10 protein-coding genes are annotated in these 11,285 nt (G+C 59.1%); 4 read left to right on the forward strand and 6 right to left on the reverse strand.

The annotated features are described in order from the left end of the window. Positions 1-9: 9 nt before the first annotated feature. On the forward strand, positions 10-882 hold the full coding sequence (locus MOP44_RS05690) for a hypothetical protein (RefSeq protein WP_260794957.1): 873 nt from the start codon (positions 10-12) through the stop codon (positions 880-882). A gap of 99 nt (positions 883-981) precedes the next feature. Here MOP44_RS05690 and MOP44_RS05695 read toward each other — a convergent pair whose 3' ends face one another. The 6 genes from MOP44_RS05695 to MOP44_RS05720 form a co-directional block, all read right to left on the reverse strand. After that, positions 982-1,773, reverse strand: a complete 792-nt coding sequence (locus MOP44_RS05695) for a tyrosine-protein phosphatase (RefSeq protein WP_260794958.1) — start codon at positions 1,771-1,773, stop codon at positions 982-984. Positions 1,774-2,061: 288 nt separating this feature from the next. Next, the gene (locus tag MOP44_RS05700; RefSeq protein WP_260794959.1) at positions 2,062-3,924 is read right to left on the reverse strand and encodes a cytochrome c3 family protein; all 1,863 of its coding nucleotides are present in this window, start codon (positions 3,922-3,924) and stop codon (positions 2,062-2,064) included. Next, on the reverse strand, positions 3,921-4,883 hold the full coding sequence (locus tag MOP44_RS05705; protein ID WP_260794960.1) for a 6-bladed beta-propeller: 963 nt from the start codon (positions 4,881-4,883) through the stop codon (positions 3,921-3,923). Before MOP44_RS05705 ends, MOP44_RS05700 begins: the two co-directional genes overlap by 4 nt. Before the next feature lie 116 nt (positions 4,884-4,999). Further along, positions 5,000-6,832: a hypothetical protein gene (locus MOP44_RS05710; RefSeq protein ID WP_260794961.1), complete on the reverse strand. Its 1,833-nt coding sequence runs from the start codon at positions 6,830-6,832 to the stop codon at positions 5,000-5,002. Positions 6,833-6,888: 56 nt separating this feature from the next. After that, positions 6,889-7,935, reverse strand: coding sequence for a peptidylprolyl isomerase (locus tag MOP44_RS05715; RefSeq protein WP_260794963.1), 1,047 nt, complete (start codon positions 7,933-7,935; stop codon positions 6,889-6,891). A 70-nt stretch (positions 7,936-8,005) separates the two neighbouring features. Continuing rightward, positions 8,006-8,917, reverse strand: a complete 912-nt coding sequence (locus MOP44_RS05720) for a hypothetical protein (protein WP_260794964.1) — start codon at positions 8,915-8,917, stop codon at positions 8,006-8,008. Between the two features lie 561 nt (positions 8,918-9,478). Here MOP44_RS05720 and MOP44_RS05725 point away from each other — a divergent pair. The 3 genes from MOP44_RS05725 to MOP44_RS05735 all read left to right on the forward strand — a co-directional run bounded on the left by MOP44_RS05725 (position 9,479) and on the right by MOP44_RS05735 (position 11,270). After that, a complete protein-coding gene (locus tag MOP44_RS05725) occupies positions 9,479-10,129 on the forward strand; it encodes a tetratricopeptide repeat protein (protein WP_260794965.1) in 651 nt (216 codons plus the stop codon). A 25-nt stretch (positions 10,130-10,154) separates the two neighbouring features. Further along, positions 10,155-10,796: a tetratricopeptide repeat protein gene (locus tag MOP44_RS05730; protein WP_260794966.1), complete on the forward strand. Its 642-nt coding sequence runs from the start codon at positions 10,155-10,157 to the stop codon at positions 10,794-10,796. 138 nt (positions 10,797-10,934) lie between these two features. Further along, positions 10,935-11,270, forward strand: coding sequence for a PadR family transcriptional regulator (locus MOP44_RS05735; RefSeq protein ID WP_260794967.1), 336 nt, complete (start codon positions 10,935-10,937; stop codon positions 11,268-11,270). Positions 11,271-11,285: the final 15 nt, after the last annotated feature.

The following is an 11,285-nucleotide window of genomic DNA, read 5'->3' on the forward strand; positions in this document are numbered from 1 at the left end:
AGAGGGTATATGTATAAGCAAGTCTTGATCGCCGCGATGGCAGTTAGCCGCTTAACGGCGTGTTTTGCATTGCAGGCGGGACCGCCCCCTACAACGGATGGACCCGGGACTGCTGCGAAAGTGCACGTGCTCTCAGCCGCGCAGATGTCCAGAGAGGATGCGGAGGTAATCGCGGCGCACCGGAGGGATATTGCAGAGGCCGCCGAGGTGAACGGGTACGACCTTGGAACGGGGTCATGGATACGCAACCAGGTGGTGTGCCCCGATGCCCCCCGGCACGTACTGATGCACTACCTGAAGATCAACCAGGACGGCTCTCTTTCGCAGTTCACTGCAGCGGTGCCCCGCTCGAGGGGCGCAGAAAATCTCAGGGTGCGGATCGTTCCGGTGCTGTATCACGGGGCGCAGGCGTTCCACATGTTTGGGTCGTCTCCGTCGCAGCGCCAGCTAATGGACGAGGTGGTTTCGGCCCAACCGCACGCGATGCCGCTGAAGGACAACCTTGACTGGACCACGCTCGCCTATTGCTACGCGGGATTGGCAGGGGCGGAACCCAGAGCAAAGAGCGTGACCGCGCCGGAAGAGATGACGCCCTTGCTTTCGGTCTCAGAAGACGGAAAGCTGCGGGAAATGCGTTTTAGCGTTGTGGGCCCGGAACACCTTGTTCAAAGCTGGAACGTTGAGTTTGACAAGGAAGCCAGGGTGAAGGGCATCTATCTTTCAACCAAACCGGCGAGCGAAGCGCATCAGGTTGTACAGGCGCTGCCAGCTCCCAAAGAGAAGCGGCTCAAGGAGAAACCGATCCCGGAGGCGAAGCCCACTGCGGAGAAAACTATTCCAGCGGTTGGGCCTGCGAACGAGAAGCCGATCCCGCCTCAGTGATGGCGCACGGCAGATCCTAAGTGCGGGGTCGACACTGCCCTACTGGACCTCTGATGATGGTCGCCGCGACTCAAGGACGTCAGTTGATAAAGCAGCTGCTCAGGAACCGAGTAGACGAGCCAAGAAGCTTTTTTTCTTGGTCGGGGTGCGTTCATACAGTGGACCGAATGCCTCAGGCTGTTTCGGCAAGGACTCACCCAGGAATATAGATTTGGGATTGTCCACACATAACCGCTGGGCTGTCTCCACTCCGAAGTCCCTCTTCAACACGCCAAACGCCCTGCTCATTGAAGGACGGCGCGAATCGAGGTCGTGGGCGTCGCTTGCTATGACATGGACGTAATTCCCCTTCAGAAGCAGGCGGGACAGCATCTCGGAGCGGCTGCCGAATCGTCCTGTCAGGGAAGAGGCGGTGACCTGCATCAAGCAGCCGCTGTGCACCCAATCGATGATCGGATTGGGTGACTGAAGCAGCGTTTGATTCCGCTCGGGGTGGGTGACGATGGGGGTGATCCCCATGCTCAACATTCTGAAGAATACCTCCGCGTACGTCGCGGGGTTAAAGAGATCTGGAAATTCAACGAGCAGATAGTTCGTGCCGTTGATCGTGAATTTCTTGGGGTTGGTTTCAAGTTCTGCGAGATTATCGAAGGAGAGGTGAAAGTCGCATCCGAGCCCGAGCGTGAGGCGGCCATTTAGGCACTGATTCAAGGCGTCCAGCCGCTCCCGATTCAATTCCGCCTGATAGGGATACCTATATGACGAATGCGGCGTTGCCACAATATGGGTGACACCTTCTGCGATGGATGCCTCGGCGAGTCCCAGAGAACCTTCGATGGTTTTTGGCCCGTCATCCACGCCGAAGATCAGGTGATAATGAATATCAAACATTCGTCCTTTTTCCCCGAGGACGCAAAGATCAAGAGACCGCAGGGTAGTAAGTCACTTTTTCCGGCTGCCTTCTCAGCTCCCTTTGGCGCGTTTACTCGTTGCTCCATTTTACGCCTTCAATCAACGAACTGGGCGCTCTCTATGACGTTCCATTATGCTCCGGAACCCCGGCTTCTTGCCAATCGCTGCAACAGTCCTCAAACCCCGCGGCTCTAGACGAGGTGGACGCAACAGCTCTGTGGTGCTGGTTGGGGATCTGTGACGGACCGACGCGGCCCATTCTCCGGGCTAGCTGGTTTTGCCGTTGGGCTTGTGGCTGACACCGTGGCAGACCAGGACGCAGGTGTTCGTGGCCCGACTGTACGAGATCGGTTGCTTATTGTATTGAGCAACGATATTCATATCGAAGTTGACCATTCGCTCGCCTGTGATGGTGGCGCTAGTGGCACCCATGCCGTGGGCCGTGTGGCATGTGGAGCAACTGAAGCCATCATTGATGTGGATTGCGTGCTTGCTAAAGCTGGTGTTCTTGAGGATCTGATTGGGCAGATCGTGGCACTTGCCGCAGAGGGCATAGGGCCCGGCGGAGCTGGTGTCGGGGGTGGGGAACAGATTGGTGACGGTCTGGCCGGGGACTACGGCTTTGTTGAACTCGTAACGGCGCTCGAGGATGTGCTGCCAGCGCGAGCCGTGAGGTCCGTTGGCGCCGGTGCCGCCGAACTCGCGGTTGTCGTCGCTGTTGTGGCAGTCGGTGCAGAGGATCTGCGTGCCCATGGTGCGGCCGTGGCTGATGCCATCCAGCTGAAGCATGGAGGTCATGAGGCTGGGCTGGAGCAGGGAGCTGTTGCGCGCATGCATCACGGGGTGGCTTGATGTGGAGGTGAGGGCAAATTGCGGGATGACGTTGAGAGAGTCACCCGCAGAAACTGCCCACACCGGGAAATACCCATAGATGGCCAGAGCTTGTTTTCCGGAGCTTGTGCCATGGCAGCGCAGGCAGTTTTCGTACTGATTGATGGCGGGGGTGACGGGAGAGGTGCCGTCCGCGGCGCTGATGCCGGCGATGTTCTTCTGCGAGGCGCGCATGAGAGGCGGCTGGGGGAAGACGCCGACGAGCTGGGAGCCGTGGCTGTTGTGGCAATCGACGCAGGTGGAGTGGCGATTGTTCTGCAGAAGCGCGGGTTCAGTGTCGTCGTGCTGACTGGTTGATTGCGGAAACGGGTGGCCGACTTTGCCGCTGCCGTACTCAGCAAAAGCGTTGGCGTAGGTAGGCATGGACGTAATATTGGTGCCGCCGTTGTGGCAGGCGATGCAGTCCTGCTCATTCTGGCCGCGGAGAATGCGGGAGGGGCCACCGGCATTGTGCGGCGCGTGACAGGAGATGCAAGCACTCGTACCGACCGTGGGATAGGTGCCGAGATTGGCCGAGGCCGCTACCTTTGCCGTGGAGATGGCGTGTGCGCTGGTAGCCCAGTCAGCGAGCGGGTTGACCTGGCCGCTCATCTGGCGGGTGGGATCGTGGCAGGCTAGGCAGAGCTGGCCGCCGGAACTGTCCTTGACCAGGAAGTTCTGCGAGAGAGTATCGCGGGACTGGACGTGGGGATCGTGGCAGGAGATGCACTCGACACTGCCGTGAGACAGCTTGACTGCGCCGGTCGTGTCGGCAGTGGTGCCGTTGGATGCGAGCGAAGCTGCCAGATGAACATTGTCCTTCAGCGGAGTTGTGAGGCTGAATGGGTGCGAGGACTGCATGGTGCCGTTGAATACGTCGGCGCTGTACATGGAGCCCGTGGTGGTGATGCTACCGTAGGCGACGGAGGTGCCGACCGCGACGGTTCCGTCATGGCAACTGAGGCACTGATTGGTTGAATTTCCGAGAATGGGTTGGCGGCTGGTGTTCTTCTCGGTGTTGCTGGTGTACATCGAGTAATTCTTGGTGGTGAGCTGCTGGTTCCAGAGACCGACGTTCAATCCGGAATGGGGGGCATGGCAATAAGAGCAGGCATCGGGCCTGGCACCCTTCACGGGCGAATTGCTGCGAGGCCCGAGATTGTGCATGCCCATGACATCGCTGGACGGCCCCTGGGCGGGGGCGGCTACCGCGGAGATCGCGATGCAGGCAAGACCTGCGAGCCAGAGTGTGATCTTCACTTCAATCCTTCCCTGGCCTGTGTTTTCAGGCCCGAGTATTGGAAGACCTGCACGCGGCGGTTGAACGAGTCTACAACGTAGACGTGATCGTCGTGATCAATGAACATGCCAGCGGGCAACTGGAACTCGCCCACATGGGTACCGTGGGTGCCGAAATAGTAGAGAAGCTGCCCCTGGCGGTTGAAGACCTGGACGGCGCCGAGGGCGCCATCAACTATATAGAGGTCGCCTTCAGAATCGACAGCAAGCCCCTTGGGCCGGAAGATATCACCCTGTCCGTCGCCGGACTTGCCGATGGCGAACTGGAAGGCTCCGGTGCGGTCGAACGCCTGCACGCGGAAGTTCATGGCGTCGACGACGAGCAGGTTGGAGCCGTCGAGGCGGAGTTCGGTAGGAAAGTTGAACTCGCCATCGCCTGTGCCGGGCTGGCCGATGGTGCTGAGGACCTTGCCCTCCATGTCGAGGACGACTATCTTGTTGCGCAGAGTATCTGAGACGTAGATGCGCTGCGCCTCTGAGTCGACGGCGATGCCCGTGGGGCGCCGGAAATAGCCTTCCCCGCCGCGCAAGCGTCCGATGGTACGAACATATTTGCCGCCTGAGTCGAAGACAAATACGGCGCCGGAATCGGAATCGCTGACGTAGATATTGTCGCGGGCATCGACGGCGACGCACTGCGGCTTGAGCATGGAGTCGCGGGTTTTGCCGATGCGTTGAATCAGCTTGTACTTGTGCTGTTTGAAATCGAAGATGTGAACACCGGCCACGGCAGGGTCGGTGATGATGACGCGTCCGCGCGAGTCGACTGCGATGCCATACGGCTGCACGAGCGGACGGAAATCAGGCGCGCCGGCGATGACGTCGACGACCTTATTCCAGAAGCTGCGATCGGGCTTGACCTCGGACTCAGAACTGAAGCTGCGCTCCCATGTGAGCTTGCGGCCGCCGAGGAGGGACATCTCCCAGAGCTCGCGTTCGGAGGTCTTGGAGCGGGATTTTGGAGCGGCCTGAAGCGGGAGCAATCCGGCGCACAAGACGAGAACCAGAGCGCCGGCAAGGCGGCATTTTTGCCTGCTCAGAAGAACTTGAACCACCGCGATGCCCCGAAGTAGTACGATGCAACCATTTGTGGCGGCAAACCCGACCCGCTGAAACCTTGCACAAGGCGCGCATAGCCGCTAGTAAAGTTCAATTTACGATAATGGTACCGCAGTAGTGTATTGAATTGCTCATTCTCGTTCTCCGAAGTAATGTCATTGCTCGATGTATTGCTGGTGGACTTCGCATAAGAGGCCGAGATGATGAGGTTCTTCACCGGATTGCTCGAAAAGCTGAAAGCGTAGCTATTGCCGCCGTAGAGGCTCACCAGCGAGGAGGGAACGACCGGCGGGGGTATGGGAATCGGGACCAGCCCGCCGCCAGTGGCAATGGCCTGTCCGCTTGCCCGCGAATAGCTGCCAGTAAGTGTGGCCCAAGAGCTGTAGCCAACAGTGGCATTGAACCCGGCACTGCTGCTGGCAGTGCCTTCCTGGGAAGTCAATGCAGTGCGCCCTGCGGAACCTCCTACACCGAAATTGAGCTTGCCCCAACTCCGCCGGGCGGTGCCCGAATAGTTGTAATGCGAGTTCATGTAGGTGACAAGGATGGTCTGGACGTTCTGGGCGTAGGCAAATGAGCCGTTCAGGTGCCATCGCGCGATCTTGGTTGTATAGGTTCCGTAGGTTGAGAAGCCGAGAGTGTCCTGCCCCGTCTGATCGGCACTATTGGCCAGGAAACTGAGCGAGGCGCTGAAGTTTCCCTCTAAGAGGGAATGGGCATAGCTGGCGCTTGCAGCGTAGGACGTCATACCGTAGTTCTTTCCCAGAAAAGCCTGAGAGCGCCGCTCGACCGAAACGTTTGTCTGCAGATTCTCCTGGGGCGCATAGCCGACGACGCCCAGTAGGTCGAGCGCGCTGGAGCTCGAATTGTTCAACAGCGACGCGGACGAACCGCTCTGGACTACCGATTCGAATAGCTGCCCACTGAGGTTATCGGAATAGGTCGCGCTGCCTGAGACCGAGACTTTTGTCGCTGGGTGCACTTGAGCTACGGCATCGAGGATATCGACACTTCCGGTGGACTTATCGCCGAGGAAGTTGGTGTCCCAGTAGGAACGGCTGACAGTTCCGGACGTGGATCCATGCATCGGCAGAGCGTGAGTGACGTTGAATCCATACGCTCCAGTATTGGAATTGGTTTCGGATTGCGGCAGCCCGGAGATGAACTGCGGAACCTTTGAGTGGCTGGTGCCATCGGAGAAGAACGCACCCATGTTGAAGCCGGCCAAAAGGTATGACGAGTGAAGGTTTACCGCCTGGAAGTTACTTTTGCCGGAGTCATCGGTTCCGTACACCGTGTAGCGGCTACTCCCCAGGCTGTACCCCGCAGATACACTCGGCTTGCGCGGAATGTTCTCGGTCCAATTGATGTTGAAGCTGTCGCTATCGCCATGCGTCACATAGTCCGCTATGCCGGGGATCGCATAATTGCCATCGCTGTTATAGCTCTTGGTGTAGTTGATCGCTCCGGGAAACTCGCTGCCTGCAAAGATGTTCGCAGTACCGCTGAAGCCGCTGGCGTTCGAGATGGACTGAAAGTTGGAGTTGGCACGAGACTGGTTGAGGTAAAGGCCAAGATCGTAGGACAAGAAGTTCGGGCTGTGATAGGAGCCTGACAGGTCGGCTGTACCGCCGATGGCCCAACTGTGGCTCGAGTTGGTTTGATTGCCGTAAGTAGCCGAGTAGCCGGGCGCCACTGTTCCGCTCATGCTCGCTTTGAGCTCTCCAAGCTGCACCTGTGCGTGGGCGGCCCATGCCTGGACGACCAGGCATGCCGCCAACCCCCACGCGGCTTGGATTTTCGATTTCATCGTTACTCAATCTCTCCGAATGGCTCATAAAGGGGACGTGCCTTCCGGTCCACCTACTAAATCCGCTCTACTTTGGCTGCCTTCCGTAACTGCGTATCCAGGTCCTTACGCAACTGCTCTTTTTTCCGCTCGTGCAAATCTTTAGCGAGATTTGCCCTCACAGCAGTGAGCGGCGTTTTGCCGGCGGGCGTATGTTCATTCAACTTCACGATGGTGTACGCCTGTTCGAGCTGGATGATGTCGCTGACATCGCCCGGCTTCATGGCCTGGAGCGCCTTCAAAACCTGAGGTGCGAGTTGGCTGGGCGGTATTGGTTTGTGCTGGCCCAGCACGACGCGGTAGTCGTCATCGGAGAGCTTCTCAGCCAACAGGCCGAAATCCATGGCAGTTTTGGCGGCCTTTGCCTGCTTCAACGCCTTCTCTGCGCGCGCGCGGTTTTCCTTCACCTGCTCCGGGGTCGCGTTTGGCGGCGGAAGCATGGAGATGGTCTGAAACGTGTAGAGTTCCGGCTTCTTGAATTGGTCGGCGTTCTTGTTGTAATAGGCCTGAATTTCAGCCGGGGTGACCGCGCTCTTGTTGTCCACTTCGGACTTAAGGAGCGCCTCAATGAGCAGCGAGCGGCGGATCTTGTCGTCGAGCAGCTTCTGCGAGTCCTGAAAATCGGTCTTCAGGAATGATCCGTATTCGTCGGGGGTGGAGAACTGCTTGCGGAAGTCGGCACGGGCGCGCTGCATGCGCGCAGGCGCCACAGCCATATGGCGGCGCAGAGCTTCCTGGTAGACGAGTTCCTCAAAGACGATCATCTGGAGGGCGCCTTCGCGGATTTGCGGAGCAAGGTCTTTAGGGATGCCATTGTGCTGCTTGGCGTAAGGGAAGATTGCATATTCTTCGCGGACCAGGTCGACGTCGGTGAGCTCGACACCGTTGACGCGGACAACGGGCTTTCCCGAAGCCTGCAACGGCACGACGGATGAGCTACCCGCTGCGCCCATCTGGCCGTGGGGTGCCTGCTTCGAATTTGTGGGCGCGTGGGAAGCGACCTGGGAATTGGCGTTGCCGAACGCCAGCAAAATCACGGCCGCGACGGAGAATGTGCGGTTCATAGGACCTCCAAGCCGAGGGAAAAGCAAGGGGAGGGAAAACTGCTGCCCTCCCCTGTAGTGCAGGTGCAAGTTAGAAGATTGTTCCAGCGGAGCTGCCGTTCATTTCGTTGGCCTCTCCACCATGGCACTGGCGGCAGAACTGCGCCGTCTGGTTGCTCGCCTGGTTGGTGTCGGCCGGGTTGTACGGTCCGCGCAGGAAGAACATGGTCGCATAGGTTCCGTTGGCCAAGCCGAGGGTGTTGCCACCGCCGAAGGTGCCACTGGTGGTGGAGATCGCGCCGGTCTTGACGGTGACTGTGTTCATGACGTGCTGATTGTGGCAGGTGGTGCACATCACAACAGGCTTGTTGTTCACGACGTAGGGCCGGACGAAGAAGCCGTAGTTGGTGATGAACGAGGTCATCTTCGGTCCGGGCACGATGCCCCCGGTTGCGTTGACCGTGCAGTCCCAGTTGTACTGACCGCCGCAGCCGATAACGGCGTCATCGCCTACCGGGTGATCGTTGGAGTAGTTGCCGGCTGTGGTTCCGTCACTGCCGAGCAGGGTGGGGATGCTCTTGGCGGCGGGGCCGTAGGTGGACGGGAGAGTCTCATACACCGTACCCGACATGTGAGCGCCCTGAGCGAGGTTGCCGTCATGGCAGCTGAGGCACATGAGGATGCCGGCCACGTCGGGGGTATTCGCCGTCAGGCTGCCGGGGAGAGTCACAACGGAGCTTCCGTGCTCGCTGGTGCCGGTGGTGAGGACCTGGCCGTAGAGGCCGCTTACATCCTCACCCCAGAGAGCGATTCCGCCGGTGCCGGCGTCCTTGGTGGCAACGCCGTTTCCGGCCGCGCCGCTATGTGGTGCGTGACATGCGGCGCAACCGCGGCCGTAGTTCAGGTGAGCGCCGAGTACGTCCGACGTCTGCGTGATTTGTTGGGCGGCTGCAAAGCTGGCAGCGCCGATGAAAATAAGAGCGATTGAGAACATCCGCTTCATAAATGAAGCCTCCTGGTGCGCACTTTCTGCTGCTCGGCTGAACTGTGCATCGGGCTTTCTGGTGTCGATCGAAAAGTGGTCTTTGAGCGGTACCGATTCACGAAACATGCCATTGCCGAAAGGCAGGGGCAGAGTCTGGCTACTGTTCGTGTCCGGTTGCTGGCAAAGCGTTCCGACAATTGCCGGCCCGCTGCTTACAAGACCGATTCCGAGATCCACCAACCGATGATGAGCGTCCTGGCACAGTGACATTGGTGAATAGCCCCAATCGCAGTAAACTCCAAGTTCGAAAATTGCGTCGTGAGCTACGTCACACATGATTAGGAGGCTTTAATCGCTGGAGTGCTTCTGATGCATTCCAAGGTCACGTGCCCTTGGTCACAAGTGATTGGGATCACACCCCAATTCAAAACTGCATGATCTTCTAGCTATGGACATCACCTCGGACTATCGATGGGCCGGGACCGAGGCGCCGGGCGGCGCGGGATCACCGATAGGCTGAGTTGCTCCGGCAGGTACCGATACGGGATCGGCCGTGAAGATGCCAGGAGACAGCAAGGCATGGAAAGCAATGAAACGATGGCGCCGCCAGTGAATCGGATGTTGCAAGCGAGGCACGTCTACCTGATGGCAGCGCTGTGCCTCATCGCGGGCCTGGCCATCGGATACCTGGTGCGCGCATGGCGGATGCCTGCAGCACCGGTGCAGGCGCGCGTGGTGATGCCGCACCCGCCCATGAGCGGACGCAGGCCGAGCCTGGAAGAGATGAAGGTGATGGCTGATAAGCAGGCTGCGCCGCTGCTGGCTAAGCTCGACAAGGATGAGAAGAATACAGACCTGCTGGTGCAGGTAGGCGGAATTTATCACAGCGCGCACCAGTACAAGCAGGCGGCCTCGTACTACGACAGGGCGGTTGCAGCCAAGCCCAGCGATGTGGCGATCCGCACGAAGCTGGCAGCGAGCCTCTTCCGCATGGGCGATATCGATAGCGCGATCGACCAGTTGAATCAGGCCCTGAGCTACGATCCGAAGGATGCGAACTCGCTGTTTAATCTCGGCCTGATCCAGTGGCAGGGCAAGCTCGACGGCAAGAGCGCACTGGCAACGTGGCAGAAACTGCTGAAAACCAATCCCCAACTGGCCCCTGAACGCAAAGCGATGGTGGATAAGATGATCGCCGAAGTGAAGGCGCATGGGCATCAGGGCCAGTAATAAAGGTTGAAGGAGCACGAAAGCGATGAGTGGAACGAATCAAGTTTCGGAAGACTGGGCACTGCGGCGTGCAATGTTGCTGGGTGCGCTGTGCCTGGCGGTGGGACTCGCTGCGGGATGGTTGATCCGCGGTTGGGAGAGCCCGGTTGCTCCGACGGTAGCCGCTTCGGCTCCGGTGCAGGCGGGCTCGGCCGCGCCGTCCGCGAATGCCGCACAGCAGAAGCAGCAAGCTGATGCGCAGGCTGCTCCGATACTAGAGCAGCTCAAGGCGCAGCCCGAGAATGCGGACCTGCTGACGAACATCGGGAACATCTATTACGACGCGCAGTTGTATCCAACGGCCATTGATTACTATACCCGTTCGCTGAAGGCGAAGCCGGCGGATGCGTCGGTGCGCACCGACCTGGGGACGGCTTACTGGTATTTGGGGAATGCCGACTCGGCGATTAAGGAGTTCGATACTGCCCTCACCTATGCGCCGACGAATCCGAATACGCTGTTCAATCGCGGACTGGTGAAGTGGCAAGGCAAAGGCGATGCTGCCGGCGCGAGCGCGGACTGGAAGAAGCTGCTGGCTACTAATCCGAACTACGAGGCCAAGGACAAGGTTGAGCAGATGCTGGCGCAGGTTGAGAAGCACACGAATATCGGCATGAAAGGGCAGTGACGCTCGGCAACTGCCCGCAAGGGCCGGACGCGAGGAGGCGTCCGGCCCTTTCCTTTTTTCGGATCTGGACACATTGCGAACAGCTTCCTGTTGACATTCGTACTATAGACCTGTAGTAATTCAACAGGAACGAACTTTATGGGCGAAAACAAACCTGACATCTTGCAGGGCACGCTGGATTTGATGGTGCTCAAGACGCTTGAAGCGATGGGACCGCTGCATGGCTACGGCATCGCGCGGCGCATCGAGCAGGTGAGCGGTGAGACCATCATGCTGAACCAGGGCACGATCTATCCGGCACTGCTGCGCCTGGAACAGCGCGGGTGGATCAAGGCCGAGTGGGGAAAGTCCGAGACCAACCGGCGGGCCCGCTTCTACACACTGACTCGCACGGGCAAGAGCCGGATCGCCGAGGAAACGCGCAACTGGGAGCGCGTGGCCGCCACCATGGCACTGTTTCTCGCTTCGGAATAGGCACCGCAACAGGAG

The organism is Occallatibacter riparius, from assembly GCF_025264625.1.
Classification (GTDB): Bacteria; Acidobacteriota; Terriglobia; order Terriglobales; family Acidobacteriaceae; genus Telmatobacter; species Telmatobacter riparius.

Bases quoted from the DNA above. Each gene is read 5' to 3' on its own strand.
- MOP44_RS05690 (WP_260794957.1), top strand. From the start codon at position 10: ATGTATAAGCAAGTCTTGATCGCCGCGATGGCAGTTAGCCGCTTAACG.
- MOP44_RS05695 (WP_260794958.1), bottom strand. From the start codon at position 1,773: ATGTTTGATATTCATTATCACCTGATCTTCGGCGTGGATGACGGGCCA.
- MOP44_RS05705 (WP_260794960.1), bottom strand. From the start codon at position 4,883: ATGTCCCTCCTCGGCGGCCGCAAGCTCACATGGGAGCGCAGCTTCAGT.
- MOP44_RS05710 (WP_260794961.1), bottom strand. From the start codon at position 6,832: ATGAAATCGAAAATCCAAGCCGCGTGGGGGTTGGCGGCATGCCTGGTC.
- MOP44_RS05715 (WP_260794963.1), bottom strand. From the start codon at position 7,935: ATGAACCGCACATTCTCCGTCGCGGCCGTGATTTTGCTGGCGTTCGGC.
- MOP44_RS05720 (WP_260794964.1), bottom strand. From the start codon at position 8,917: ATGAAGCGGATGTTCTCAATCGCTCTTATTTTCATCGGCGCTGCCAGC.
- MOP44_RS05725 (WP_260794965.1), top strand. From the start codon at position 9,479: ATGGAAAGCAATGAAACGATGGCGCCGCCAGTGAATCGGATGTTGCAA.
- MOP44_RS05730 (WP_260794966.1), top strand. From the start codon at position 10,155: ATGAGTGGAACGAATCAAGTTTCGGAAGACTGGGCACTGCGGCGTGCA.
- MOP44_RS05735 (WP_260794967.1), top strand. From the start codon at position 10,935: ATGGGCGAAAACAAACCTGACATCTTGCAGGGCACGCTGGATTTGATG.